At 59.7% G+C, this 12406-nt stretch carries 13 protein-coding genes; 3 read left to right on the forward strand and 10 right to left on the reverse strand.

Features of this window, described 5'->3' with window-relative positions; translation table 11 throughout:
• Positions 1–6: 6 nt before the first annotated feature.
• The 10 genes from CD04_RS0103410 to CD04_RS0103455 form a co-directional block, all read right to left on the reverse strand.
• Entirely contained in the window at positions 7–1068 is a 1062-nt protein-coding gene (locus CD04_RS0103410; protein WP_197033005.1) for an efflux RND transporter periplasmic adaptor subunit, read from the reverse strand.
• Positions 1068–1964, reverse strand: coding sequence for a M56 family metallopeptidase (locus CD04_RS0103415; RefSeq protein ID WP_031404390.1), 897 nt, complete (start codon positions 1962–1964; stop codon positions 1068–1070). The genes CD04_RS0103410 and CD04_RS0103415 overlap by 1 nt, the downstream gene beginning before the upstream one ends.
• On the reverse strand, positions 1954–2349 hold the full coding sequence (locus tag CD04_RS0103420) for a BlaI/MecI/CopY family transcriptional regulator (protein ID WP_031404391.1): 396 nt from the start codon (positions 2347–2349) through the stop codon (positions 1954–1956). The genes CD04_RS0103415 and CD04_RS0103420 overlap by 11 nt, the downstream gene beginning before the upstream one ends.
• 75 nt (positions 2350–2424) lie before the next feature.
• Complete coding sequence (locus CD04_RS22430; RefSeq protein WP_051848901.1) at positions 2425–2649, reverse strand: hypothetical protein; 225 nt, start codon at positions 2647–2649, stop codon at positions 2425–2427.
• Between the two features lie 256 nt (positions 2650–2905).
• On the reverse strand, positions 2906–3061 hold the full coding sequence (locus CD04_RS23540; protein ID WP_156030068.1) for a hypothetical protein: 156 nt from the start codon (positions 3059–3061) through the stop codon (positions 2906–2908).
• Between the two features lie 1666 nt (positions 3062–4727).
• Positions 4728–5705 carry an ATP-binding protein gene (locus CD04_RS0103435; RefSeq protein WP_038167464.1) on the reverse strand — a complete coding sequence of 326 codons (978 nt, stop codon included), beginning with the start codon at positions 5703–5705 and terminating at the stop codon, positions 4728–4730.
• Positions 5706–5716: 11 nt separating this feature from the next.
• Entirely contained in the window at positions 5717–7786 is a 2070-nt protein-coding gene (locus CD04_RS0103440) for a hypothetical protein (RefSeq protein WP_156030070.1), read from the reverse strand.
• A gap of 6 nt (positions 7787–7792) precedes the next feature.
• On the reverse strand, positions 7793–8479 hold the full coding sequence (locus CD04_RS22435; RefSeq protein WP_197033006.1) for a hypothetical protein: 687 nt from the start codon (positions 8477–8479) through the stop codon (positions 7793–7795).
• 525 nt (positions 8480–9004) lie between these two features.
• On the reverse strand, positions 9005–9379 hold the full coding sequence (locus CD04_RS0103450; RefSeq protein ID WP_031404396.1) for a PaaI family thioesterase: 375 nt from the start codon (positions 9377–9379) through the stop codon (positions 9005–9007).
• 16 nt (positions 9380–9395) lie between these two features.
• The gene (locus CD04_RS0103455) at positions 9396–9686 is read right to left on the reverse strand and encodes a hypothetical protein (RefSeq protein WP_031404397.1); all 291 of its coding nucleotides are present in this window, start codon (positions 9684–9686) and stop codon (positions 9396–9398) included.
• A gap of 719 nt (positions 9687–10405) precedes the next feature.
• Here CD04_RS0103455 and CD04_RS0103460 point away from each other — a divergent pair.
• The 3 genes from CD04_RS0103460 to CD04_RS0103475 all read left to right on the forward strand — a co-directional run bounded on the left by CD04_RS0103460 (position 10406) and on the right by CD04_RS0103475 (position 12404).
• Positions 10406–11086, forward strand: a complete 681-nt coding sequence (locus tag CD04_RS0103460; protein ID WP_031404398.1) for a Bax inhibitor-1 family protein — start codon at positions 10406–10408, stop codon at positions 11084–11086.
• Between the two features lie 305 nt (positions 11087–11391).
• Positions 11392–11772: a YchJ family protein gene (locus tag CD04_RS24045; protein ID WP_031404399.1), complete on the forward strand. Its 381-nt coding sequence runs from the start codon at positions 11392–11394 to the stop codon at positions 11770–11772.
• A 239-nt stretch (positions 11773–12011) separates the two neighbouring features.
• Positions 12012–12404: a hypothetical protein gene (locus CD04_RS0103475; protein ID WP_231480454.1), complete on the forward strand. Its 393-nt coding sequence runs from the start codon at positions 12012–12014 to the stop codon at positions 12402–12404.
• Positions 12405–12406 lie beyond the last annotated feature (2 nt).

Raw genomic sequence — 12406 nt, forward strand, 5'->3', positions numbered from 1 at the left:
CGTTCTTCAGTCCGGCGGCGTGTAGTGGCTGGCAATGCCGCGGTGGTAGTCGAGCAGGGCGTCGGTGACTACCACTTGCTGTCCGGCCGACAGGCCGGAGGCGATCGCGGTCCACCATCCTTGCGCCGGCCCGGGAACGACCTGCCGCGGCTGCTCGCCCGCTGGCGTGTGCACCAATACCCACCAGCGCCCCCGGTCGAGGATCAGCGCTTGCGTGGGTACCAGCACCATGCGCTGCGCCGGGCCCTCGAGTACCAACGATCCCCACTGCCCATTGATCCACCAGGCCGGTGGCTTTGGGGTGGTCGGCAACACCCCGATGCGCGTGCCGCCGTCGGCAGCCAAAGCGGGCGAGATCGCCGCGACCCTGACGGCGACCGCAGCCCCCTCTCCCGAGGGCTTGAACAGCCCCGTCATGCCGACGTGCAGGCGCTGCGCATCGGTGCCGTACACCGCTGCGCGAACCCACAGCCTGCCGGCAGGCTGCAGCGTCGCGATGGCCTGGCCGGCGCCGAGCTGCTCGCCGTCCGCGGCCTGCACCGAGAGAATGCTTCCTGACGTAGGCGCGCGGACGGTCTGCAGGCTGCGCGCCTCCTGCAGCGCGGCCTCCGCGGTTCGCACCGCGGCGTGCGCCGACGCCTGGTTTGCCCGCGCCGCATCCAGCGCTTGCTGAGTGGAGAGCTGGGCGTCAAACTGGCGCAGCTCGATGGCCAGGGCGTTCCCGGCCGCCGACTCGCGTGCCCGGGCGGCCAGCAGTTGCTGCTCCCGTGCCACGAGCAGCGCGCGCATGCGAGGCCCGGCGATGCGCGCCAGGACTTCTCCGGCCTTGACCGCACTGCCAGCAACGATGCGCAAGCCACCCAGCGTGCCAGCGTCGGCCGCGCGCAACTGTACCGTGGCAATCGGCTTGACCTGGCCGTAGGCCTGCAGCGTCTGTGGCACCGACTGCTGTTGCGCAGCGACGTAGGGCTCGGCGCCCGCCCAGGCATGAACTGAAACCCCCGCGAGCACCAGCGCGGCCGCAAGCGCCGACACCGAGCGCAGGCCTCGCGAAGGGCGCTTGTGCATCAGACGTTCCATGTCCACAACAGGAAAGGATGAAGAATATCGTTGCCATATGCGGCGCCCCACGCGAGCGCGGCGCCCAGCAACACAAACGCCAGCATCAGGGCAGCGGCGGCCCGCCACGCCGACAGCTCATACGGTTGGTGGAAGTCGGGCATCGGCGCCAGCAGTCGGTCCACTCGCACGACCAGCGCGCGTGCATCACCCAACAAGCCAGCTTGGGCGCCAAACACAAACTCCCCACGCGTTGCACGAGGTGTACTGCGCGCGTGGCGAGCGGTGGCTACGACCGCCGCGGCGAGATTGGTGCCGGAGGCTCCGCGATTGCGGGCCTCGTCATCACGGGCATGTTCGAGGAGCTCCAGCCAAGCCTGAAATCGCCTGTGCGCCCACGGCCAGGGCCATTGCAGGTCCGTGGCCAGCTGCGCCAACCAGATGCGCAAGGGATCTCGATGTCGGGCATGCGCCCGCTCGTGTTCCAGCGCGGCGTGCATCGGCCCGTCGTCCATCACTCGTGCAAGATAAGGGTCGAACACTACGCGCGGCTGCACGAGGCCGACAGTGCACACGGGCAGCTCCACCGGCCGACGCAGCAGCACCCAGATCGCGCGCAGCGCCGCACGCAGCGCGACAACTAGGAAAGGCAGACTGGCGCCGACGATCATGCCGTGATCGAAACGCGTCGTCACCGGGTCGGGCTCGCGCAGGGCCCAACCGCACAGCCACACACCCACCACCAGCACCGGCAGCACCGGTAGCCACAGCCGTCGCCACGCCCTTCGCTCGGCCACGACGGGCGAAGCGTCAAGTGACGCGCGCGATGGCAGCAGAGCCAGCGGTTGCATCACGAGACCACCGAACAGCATGACCAGCAGGGTCAACAGAGTCTCACGCCCCATGATCGCCCCTCTTCCTGGCCTGAATCGCGCGCTCGAGCGCATCGAGCAGCGCAGGGTCGATGTCGCCCGCCGCTTCGACCAGCGCTGCCACAGCCGAGTGTGGGCCAGGCCCCAGGAAACGTCCCATCAGCTGTCGCGCCCTGGCGCGCTCGACCACGTCTCGCTCGACAAGCGGCGCATAGGCGAAGGCTCCGCCTTGCCGGCTGCGCTCGATCAGCCCTTTGTCGCGCAGTCGGTCCACGACCTTGGCCGTTGTTGTGTAGACCAAGCCTTCCGGCGCACCGATACGGTCATGCAAGTCCCGGACAGACGCCTTGCGCAGCTCCCACAGGCCACGCAACACCGCGTATTCAAGATCGTCGGCGGGAAGTCGAAAATTCAGCATGGGCAAAGTCTACGACGGACGTCGTACGACAGTCAAATCAAACTACCTTGATTGGTGCTTCGCGCTCGTCTTGCCTCAAGATTCGGTTCTGTCGACGATGGCGATCGTCAGCCTGGCGCCCGCGAGGATGTCCAGGCTCTCGCTGGACCGGCAGAAGCGCCCGCGCTTCAACCTTGGCACCTCCAGGCTCAGCGCCGCATTCTTCTGCGTCTGGCGCTTGAACTCGCCGGACAACTCCTCGATGAAACGGCGCGCGTAAAGCGCCGCCGGGTCGTCGCCCAGCGCGAAGCTTGTCATCATCGATCGCCTCCGCCATCCCCGCCAAACTCGCGCGCGTGCACGAGCGAGCCAAGGTGCACTTGCCCCGATGGACAGCCTTCAGATCACCCGGATCGCCTGGGCCTGCGCGGCCGCCGTCATGCACTGCCAGGGCAGGCCGGCTACGAGCAACTCCCATTGCTGGGCGTTCAGTCGCACCGTGGCCGTCTCGTCCTTCGGCCAGGCTCCGCCTCTCCGACGTCGTCGAGCCCTGACGTTGGCCGGCGTCGTGTTGGAGCTAGCACCCCAAGTTGGACGGCACCTGCGCCGTGCAACCGACCTCAGCTGTGAATTCGATCGCCGTCCACTGCGACGGGTACTCGCCGCGAGCCACGGCAATCATACGCGCGGCGCGTTCTCGAACCTCGGAGCTGGACTTCGGCGACTTCTTCATGGCCCCATCTTCTCAGAAGCTGGACCCGAACAAAACCCGGCGCGGTGACGTTCCCCGAGCGACGCGGCCGCTACGCATTAGCCAGCCCCTTCGCCACGCAAGAGTAGCGCGCTGGATTGCTTAACGCGCAATCTCGGAAATAATCGCCAATTGCCGAGCGTAATGCCCCGCGCCATCACGCATACCTGGTCGGCTTATTGTATCCTTCCGTGGAAACATGAAAAGCCTGATGGGTTGCGACTTGCTACCACGCCCAACGCTCACCCAGCAAGAATCACCCGGGCCGTCGATCCATTCCCGCGCCCAATTGATCGGTTCGCTCGCACCACGCCGTAGCTCCTCATCCAGGGTGACATCAAAGACGTTCATGAGATCGCAGCCAAGTACATGCTCTATCAGCCAGGCCTGCACCACCCGCGAGAACGAAGCGGCCCCGATCGGCGCAGACGCCATCCAAGCCACCAATCCTAGGGGCGGGCTACTCGGCGCGTTCAAGAAGTCCGAAAGGCGTATTGCCGATTCCCATCGCAATCTCCAACGCAGGAACGCAACAGCTACAGGGCAAAACGGCGGAGTCTGACTTCCAACAATCGGCCACCACATCCGCTCGCAGGCTGCCCAAACACACCTGTGATGAGGTCGCACGACGGTGCGCCACAGATGGCGCCTCACGCATCGGTACAGCGCAGCAGCCCGACAAAGCCCCAGGTCCGATGGAGACACCAGGTGATCCGGCCATCCGGCGGCCGACAGGGTCGCTGGACTCCCACGCGCTTTTGCTGAATACGCATGTCCCTCGACGTAGGTATAGGACGGTTCGCATTGATTCCAGTCCATCTGCGAACGCGTTTCCAAGGAGGCAAGAACCCGCATCACGAAAGATCTGAACTCCTCCTCACTAACCCGATCGTTCGGCGAAGATACTCGGACATCCACTGCATTCGTAGAGCGCACATTTTCAACGGCGCGAGCAACAACTGTCGGAAGTCCATCGCAAAATCGGAGTAGAGCAGCCCGACGATTTAAAGTTTCTATATCAGCGCTTGCCAAGCCCTTGCGAACTCCTTCCCGTATGGGGGAAGCAAGATCGTGCTTGCAAACCGGACAACAGAACAGAGGCACCCGCACCGCGGTTAGCAGGCGATACGGAAGATTAGATCGACAGCGTGGACAGCGATGCTCCAGCGCACGCCCATGCGCCGGACAATCGTGTATCATCGGCAATTGAAACATCGGGGCATGATACCCAGCTTTCGCGCACTCGGGGCACCAACGCAAATTCGGATAGGCGCGCCAACCGCTCGTAGGGAATGCCTCATTTACGAAGCTCAAACGTATGACGTCGAATGAAAGCCGGACAGCAGCGGCAAATGACGCAAGCTTGAAGTTCTTCACGTCGTGCAGATCGACACTGGGAGCCTGCAAGCGGTCGAAACTCGCAGGCCGAGGAGCGTCGACGAATGCAGCTCTCACCTGTTTTCCGCCCACCGCATTGAGCGCCTGGAACTGACCGAGTAAGCTGTACACGGACTCCCCGCCTTGCACCCAGTCGTCGCGCCAACACCATTCGGGTCGAGCCACCTTGGGTTCGTCGAGACAAACGCGCAAAGTACGCTCAATGCCTCGCGCCTTTCGCGCCGCCAAATGACGAGTGATGGCCATCGTCTCAATCGTCAATTTCCGGGTTGAGCCGCAACTCCTCCACTGCCGCAACGTACCTTGCGTCGAGGACCGCCTGCTCCCACATGGCCGAAGTCAATGAGAAGCCTTCGGCGTCGCGATCGCAGTGATCAGTCAACGCAATTTCCACGGCACGAGAGAAGTACTGCATCGGAATGTCAATCGCAAAGCGAAAACCTGCAGATGCATGGGCCGAAAGAAAAGCCGACCAAACGTTTGCTGCTTGATCCACAAGGCGAAATTTTGACTCAAACGCTAGCGGAAGAAAAAAGCGAGTGTAGCTCCAATCCGAATCGACTGGATAGCAAGCATCATCATAGGCATTCAAACACGTCGCCGCCTCATCGGCGGTTCGCACTCCATGAAACGGCAATTCATCAATCATGAACCGCCCAATGATTTGCGTCTCGCCTTGCAGTCGCAAGGCATTCTTCTGGTTTATTAGCTTTTGTTGCCCGATCAGAAAGGTGATCATGCGGATGCCGCGTCGTTCCAGCTGATCGTGCACGTCCCGCAGCCACTCATACTCCTCCATCGATAGACGTTGAGCCTCGTCAAAAAACAATACCAAGAGATTCTGTCGGGATCGAGTCACCAACTCCGTTAAGCGCTCGATCAACCTACGTCTCTTCGCACTATTGGTGCCCGACTGAATCTCTTTATGCCCAGCGGCTTCCAGTAGACTCTCGAAGAACGCTGACTCCACGGGAGTTTTTTTCTTTTCACTACCTACGGAAATTACCACCAGTTTTGGATACTCGTCCTTAAGTTGTCGGCTGATGTAGCGAGCACAGTATGTTTTTCCGAATCTTGATTGACCGACAAGCAAGGCTCCGGGGATTCGATGCCTGATACAACGCTTGACCTGCACGTATGCATCATCGATCGAAACAGTCGGTACGATGTAGGTCTGTTGGACCAATGGATGCTGGTCCATCTCGATCGGACGAGGAAGAAGCATCATGAAGTTTCCACCTAATAATTCAAGGTGCGGCGTATCGACAATGGCTTCGGTCTTGGCTTTTCGTTTGCCTGATCGCTGGCTCTGCTCTGGCCGTTGCCCCCAGTCACAGGCTTTGAAACCGACGCAACTGTCATAGCGGGAGCAGTGTCATCCGATCCGGTAGCTTCGCGTACCTCGCCCGGCGCACCTACAGAAGCACTGTTCTGCGCAGCTGCTGCGTATTTTTGTGTCGCGATCAACTCGGCGAGCATTGTCGCCTCCTTCTTGTTCCGCATGGCATGCTTTCGCTTGTGTGATGCGTAAACTTCAATCGCGTCCTCATCTGAACGATATCGGAGCTTCCCCTGTCGCACCAGACGCTTGATTTCGCACCGTTGGCGCAATGAATGCGGAGTTCTGCTCCAGGGGCGTGAGGGTACGAGAATCCCCAGCCCGGAGCCGTCCATGGCGTAGGCATGCAACTGACGGATGTCCTGAGTGTTGAAATAAACACGCACGCGCTGGCCTTTGAGATGAGCTTTGTCGCGCAGCACGTCAGATGTGTATCGCTCATCGCCGAAGTTGATATACAATGACGCTTGTCCGCGCACTGTAACGATTCTCGCTTCTTGAAGAAAAATCAAGTCCCGGCGCTTTGCGATGGGCAGCCGTCTGATTTGAACGCCCGGCTTGCATAGCCAATAGGACATAGCCTCCAGCGGCGTGCGCCCACCCAAACCGCCATGGGCTTCGCCGTTGTAATCGCCAAGAAGCACCTCCACCACTTGGGTCAACTCATCTACGGTCATCATCAAGTGCAAATTGCGGCCGACTTCCCCTAGTTGCTTGACTGCGTCGTCAGAAGATGAACCGGTTGTGCCAGGCACCTGATGCAACCCAGAGCGCGCCAGCACGGCGAAAAATCGCTCGATAAACGGTCGGTCGTTGGGTGAACCCAATCGTCCGGCATGCACATAGCAGCCGGTGATTTCCGAGAGACGTTCGAGAGTTGCATTCGCGAGGTTGGCTTTTGCATTGTCATACTGGAACCATTGCCAGCCAGGGTACTGCGCCTCTTCGAAATATTGTGACGGGAATCCTCCGCCTTCGCGCACACGCAGCGCTGGAATGGTCATGACCGGCGACTTATGCGGTCCGAAGCAGGCCTGCAGCGCCATAGCAACGTCATCGCTGTCGTACTCCGGCGAGATAGCAATGTGATAGCCAAGGGCAGCGCGGGTCGCCACGTCGAGACACACCAGGATGAATAGGCGTACAAGCTCGAACACTGTCTCCAGGCCAAATGGATCGACAAATCGCAGTGTCAGGCGAAGATCGATTTTGTGACCATCGAACTGGACAGCATCAAAGGGAAGCAGAGCCGGCGGGGGGCACTCCTCGGGTGCCGCCATGTCGTCTGCATCTACCCCTCCAGCGGGCTCAGAGTCCAAGCGACCGCGGATCATCGCCCTCTTCGAGTCTTTATGGGCATAGATAAATGCTTGAATGGATCGGTAACCGCGCTGGTCGCGATTGAACGGCCATTCGTCAAGACGAACGCCAGCCGCGCGACAGCGATCCAGAAACTGCTTATGAAGGCGACGTAGCGTCTTGCGCACTTCTCTGAGTTCGCCAGGCCGCAGCGGTCGATGGCGTTCGGCGGCCTGCCGCTCAAGCCAATCGCGCAGGACTGGATACATCTCAAGCAAACGACCAAGCGCCCCGGCAGCCCCTCCTCGTCCTCGTGGCCCAGTTGCCCGAACCTCAGCGGTACGCTCGTAGGGTTTGAGATGTTTGTTGGGCAATAGGCCCCGAAACCCTTGAATCCGACCATCCTCGCTCCTGGTGAGGCAGCGGCTGAGTAATCGATAAAGCTGCGAAGGTTGCACTCTCGTGCGCCGTGCGATCTCAGCGAGGGAAACATCGGGCGCCTCAACGAACAAAGAGACCGCCTCCTGTCGTTGCCGAAATTGCTCGCGCTGAGGAATTTCTAGAGCCGATGGGTCCACGGTCGGCCAGCGAGACAAGTCTGCGAGAAACTCAGGAATCGCCGAGCGCTTGATGGGCACATCGCCCCAGAGAATGACACGAGACCTACTCATGGCGAGCTAGCAAGGCTCGACTTCAAGGCCGTCGTGCAAGCGCGCTGTTCCAAGTGCGGGAATCCGCGCTCGTCCACGGCGAACGAGATCGTAGATCGCAGCGCGCAGGATCTCATCGGCGTCCTCGCTGGCAACGCCTCCCCCAACACACTTGATCAAGCGCGCGATGGGCGTCGGGGCAACTAGCAACAGCTCGATACGCTCCAGGCAATCTGCGGTCAGACTGCTCTGGTAGCTTCTGCAGTACTGCAACATCAAGGTCCAATTCTCGACCGCGTGTCCTGCTTCTTCCTCTGCAACGACTTCCTCGATCGTGCATCCGGCATCTGCAGCCCAGATCCGGAACGCGGCCAGTTGCTCAGCCCGCTTCGCCTCGGCCGCCGAACCGAGCTTGCGGACTAGTAGGATGAGGCGATTGGCGCCGTTGCTCCTTGCCCAAAAGTCAACTACTCGGCGTGGTTGGCAGTCGGGGAGGACCAATGGCCGCTCGCACAACTGCGTGACCGCCGGGTCTACCTCAAGTTGGATCCAAAGACCCAGCGGCCCTCGGCCGAACAAGGTCAGCTGCCGCCCAGCCTTGATGCTATACACATCGAATCGGTGAGCGCCGTACGGTCGGCGCCCTTCGGCCGACTGGCTGTAGGGCGGCCGGACTGCGCTGGCCGGGACCGAAAGATTCGGAGGGCTCATCACGTGGACTGGCTGCTTGAGGGACGAGAACGCGCCAATGCTGCACCCAGCCCACCCTTGCGGTCAAGTCGCGCCCTCTTCCCGCGGAATGGCATCGCCGATCGCACGGAGGCTTTGCGCATTCGACCAATATTACTTCGCGTTCATGCAGACCAGAAATGGATGCACGATGCGAGTTATTCCTTATTTATCAATAAGTTACGCCATTCAAGGACGCTCCATGCCGGAACATGGGAAATTGCGATCCGCGGGTTCGCAGATTTACTTCGCAAGTTTGCCGTTTAACATTTTTACTTCTTTCGCAGCGCGAAGAGAAAAGTACAAGCCGACGTTGCTGCGCCACTCTGAACGGGCGCTCGCGATGGCAGTCGAAAATTACTTCGCCGGACGTTGGCCGACACGATATCCCCTTACCAAACGCCCAATCATGCCAGCCCTTGGCCACCCAATCCGACCCGAGGTTTCCCTTCAGCCGGCTAGACGCGTTGTTTACCCGTTGCATGCACTTTGCGATCCAGGGCATCCTGGCTATTGGGACAGAACATGGCTGGTCGTTACGTCGGCGATGAGCTTGCCATCAGTGCCTGACACCACCGTTCTCACGACGCTCACCGACTTACCTTTCTTGACGAATAACGAGACCGCCCGGAAAGTGCCTTCCTTTTGGTTGCCCAACAGATTTGCGTTGAGAGAGATCGCCAAAGGAAAGCCTTTCATGCCTTCTGACGCGGAGTCAGAGTTCATTGCCAGCACTGTTGCAGCCACATCAGCGAACCAAAGAATTGCGCCAGCGTGAACGGTTCCAAAAGGATTTTTGATACCGCTAATGATCGGCATTTCGGCGATGACGCGCTCGTCTGAACGCTCAGTGATTGAGAAGTCAATTTGACCTTGTACACGCATACTTGTCCTTCAGAGCCTAAAGAATAGCCATGTCTCGTGTTTGCGAAAAACCTAACGTGGATTCGACTGCAGCACGGGATGGGGGCTGCTGTTTCTCGTGGCAGTCCTGCGGAAAAATGTGGTGGATGTCCAGAGCGATCTCTTCCTGGTCGAGTTCCTGGATGATGCCTTTTTCGGCTGCACATGGGCGTGATGCAAGGCGATCCAGACGATTCGGATTGAATGTGGCGTCCTGCACCCGCACCGTGGGGTGCTTGGGGCCACCGCGCAAGATCCAGTGCAACAGGTTATCCACGTCGTTGGCCATCCGCGTTTATCTCGGAGGTTTCGACAATATTGGCGCCGACGTCGATGGCTACATTACGCAATAACCTGCCCAATCCACTCCGGACCATGGGCAGCCGGCAAGTGGCCGCAGACGGTCGCATTTCCGGCGTTCCCATCGTAAGCCCAACTGGATCGGAAAATCGACACAGCGTAGCCACCACTGCCGCGTCGCGCGAAACGTTGAAATTGTATGAAACGGATTGCCGAAGATTCGAAGATGAGTGGAGCGCGCGATCAAAAGTTGGCGCCGGCACCGCCATACGTGGGGCAATACGGCAGGCAAAATTACCCTGGCTTTATTGATTGTTCGGTGACGGGCGGACTCGACTGACTACCGGAAGGGATATCTTGTCGCGATGAAGTTAGGTAGCCTTTTGCCGTCCCATAGCAGGCACACTGTATCCCCTCCCCTAGCCCATCTTCTTCTCCGTAGCGTGGCGAACTCAGAAAGGGGAAATTCTGTCGGCCAAGTATGGTCGGCTGCGCACCCGCGAGCAACAACGCGTCACAGGCGCGCCAAACATCCTCTTGCGTGATTTCCCTGGCATAGGCACTCGTGATGATTTGGGCGCTAGGATTCGGTAACCAACCAACAATAAGTGTTGTGCATTAAGGGCAAGCATGATGAACGCCACATAAGCTTGCTCCCTCGTGTTGCGGTATCTAGGCACAGAGCACAGCGCGTAGTGGAGTCAGATCATGCCTCGACCACCCTATTTGCCCGAGTTTCCGGGCTCCATAGCCCCCACGGCTATCAATGAGCTGGTGCGCAAAACCTACGTTCTCTTGGCGGAAACGATGGTGGTGACTGCGGTGGCCGCCATGTTCGGCATGAACATGGCCTTCCCCTATCAGCACCCCTTTATTCTGATGCTCTTGGCATTTGGCGCGCTGTTCGCCATTCTGTTCGCGGGTGCAAAGCACGGCCCGATCGCCCTCCCGCTGGTCTTTGTCTTCACTGGCCTCATGGGGCTTTCCTTGGGGCCCATATTGGAAGTTACCGTTCAATTGCCGAATGGCCCCTTGGTCGTGGCCGAGTCGGCAATCGGCACCGCTGCAATTTTTGGCGGGTTATCGCTTTATGCCTGGATCTCCAAACGCGATTTCAGTTTCATGGGCGGCTTCCTGTTCGTCGGCTTGATCATCGTGATTCTTGCGGGCCTCGCCAATATCTTCTTGCAAATGCCCGCACTGCAACTGACCGTAGCCAGTGCGGCGCTGTTTATTTTCAGTGGCTACACCCTGGTTGATACGAGCCGCCTGGTGCGTGGCGGTGAGACCAATCCGATTTTCATCACGGTTTCGCTCTATCTCGACGTGCTCAATATTTTTCTATCCCTATTGCAACTCCTGTCTTTTCTGCAGGGCCGACGCCGCTGAGGGTGCGGGACGGGTTGTGACGCGGTCCACCTTTCACGTTTATCGAATTGAGGAATGGATCGAGTATTTCCTCGCTCAGGAAATCCAGCGAGATGCTCTCTGGAGCGCCTACCGCGCGAGCGGCTTTGTCCTTGGCCGAATTGGAGATCGTGACGGTCAGGCTGCATTTCGGCCGAAACGTAGTGTCACCGCAGCACGGGTGGCCCGAGGGCTTTTTCGCAGGCTGCATCGCACGCTGCGCGCAAGCAGACAATCGGCTCCAATTTGGATAGGCTAGACGGGATTCGATGAAATACCGTGACTAAATGAACAGATGTCCGTGTGGTAGCGGCGAGTCTCTTGATAGCTGCTGCGGGGCTTTTCTGGCAGGCGCTGTTCCCGCGCCGACGGCCGAGGCGCTGATGCGGTCACGCTACGTGGCCTACGCGCTAGGACTGGAACCTTATTTGCTAACGACTTGGCACGCCTCGACCCGGCCCGCATGCCTCTCGCTTGAAACGGAGCCCCGACCTCGCTGGATCGGGCTCACAATCCAGCGCTGCGAATCGCATGGCGAGGAGCAAGGTACTGTCGAATTCGTTGCGCGTTATCGAATTGGCGGCCGCGCATATCGGATGCGCGAAACGAGCCAATTTGTTCGCGAGGATGGTCGTTGGTTTTACGTCGATGGCGCCATCAGGGAATAGCTAGCCCAATCCCCTGCGCATAATGGGAAGCCTGCTAGTCATGTCATGATCGACGCCAGCCGCCCGACCGGCGATTGGCGCGATCCTGACGACCCTTGGATGCAGCGGATAGCATGCGCTGGATGTCATTCACTGGATCAAGGCGGCGCTGAGTCCGCAGCGGCGCCGAACACTCGAATCAGCCAGTTCGTGAATCCCGCTAACGCCCCGATCACCTCGTCTGACTAGGAGTCCGCGTCGTGCGCCGTCTGTCGCTCACCGTTGCTGCCATGTGTCTTGCAGTCTCCGCCTGTGGCACCCTTCCGCCCACAGAAGCCGATATGGCCAAAGTTCCAGTCATCACCTTTGGCCAGCCGATTCCGAAGGGTGACAACTTCGTCCTGCATTTCCCGGCTGACACGGCGCTGCGGGTTTGCACGGTGGTGGAAGGCAACCTGTTCACGCACACCGCAACATCAACGGCAACGGTGGTGCTCAAGCACGACATCTACGCCTATCGCCATTTCGTCAGCTTCGACAACAAGCACTGGGTGCTCGGGCACAAGCTGCTTGACAGCAGCCTGACGGTTGCGATCCCTGGCGAGGATGGCAAGGATGCCGGGGTGCTGCACCTGCAGTTGAACGAAAAGTAGGC

The sequence above is a fragment of the Thiomonas sp. FB-Cd genome (assembly GCF_000733775.1).
GTDB lineage: Bacteria > Pseudomonadota > Gammaproteobacteria > Burkholderiales > Burkholderiaceae_C > Thiomonas_A.

Coding starts and splice junctions, on each gene's coding strand:
- CD04_RS0103410 (WP_197033005.1), bottom strand. CDS start 1,068: ATGCACAAGCGCCCTTCGCGAGGCCTGCGCTCGGTGTCGGCGCTTGCG.
- CD04_RS0103415 (WP_031404390.1), bottom strand. CDS start 1,964: ATGGGGCGTGAGACTCTGTTGACCCTGCTGGTCATGCTGTTCGGTGGT.
- CD04_RS0103420 (WP_031404391.1), bottom strand. CDS start 2,349: ATGCTGAATTTTCGACTTCCCGCCGACGATCTTGAATACGCGGTGTTG.
- CD04_RS22430 (WP_051848901.1), bottom strand. CDS start 2,649: ATGATGACAAGCTTCGCGCTGGGCGACGACCCGGCGGCGCTTTACGCG.
- CD04_RS23540 (WP_156030068.1), bottom strand. CDS start 3,061: ATGAAGAAGTCGCCGAAGTCCAGCTCCGAGGTTCGAGAACGCGCCGCG.
- CD04_RS0103435 (WP_038167464.1), bottom strand. CDS start 5,705: ATGATGCTTCTTCCTCGTCCGATCGAGATGGACCAGCATCCATTGGTC.
- CD04_RS0103440 (WP_156030070.1), bottom strand. CDS start 7,786: ATGAGTAGGTCTCGTGTCATTCTCTGGGGCGATGTGCCCATCAAGCGC.
- CD04_RS0103450 (WP_031404396.1), bottom strand. CDS start 9,379: ATGCGTGTACAAGGTCAAATTGACTTCTCAATCACTGAGCGTTCAGAC.
- CD04_RS0103455 (WP_031404397.1), bottom strand. CDS start 9,686: ATGGCCAACGACGTGGATAACCTGTTGCACTGGATCTTGCGCGGTGGC.
- CD04_RS0103460 (WP_031404398.1), top strand. CDS start 10,406: ATGCCTCGACCACCCTATTTGCCCGAGTTTCCGGGCTCCATAGCCCCC.
- CD04_RS24045 (WP_031404399.1), top strand. CDS start 11,392: ATGAACAGATGTCCGTGTGGTAGCGGCGAGTCTCTTGATAGCTGCTGC.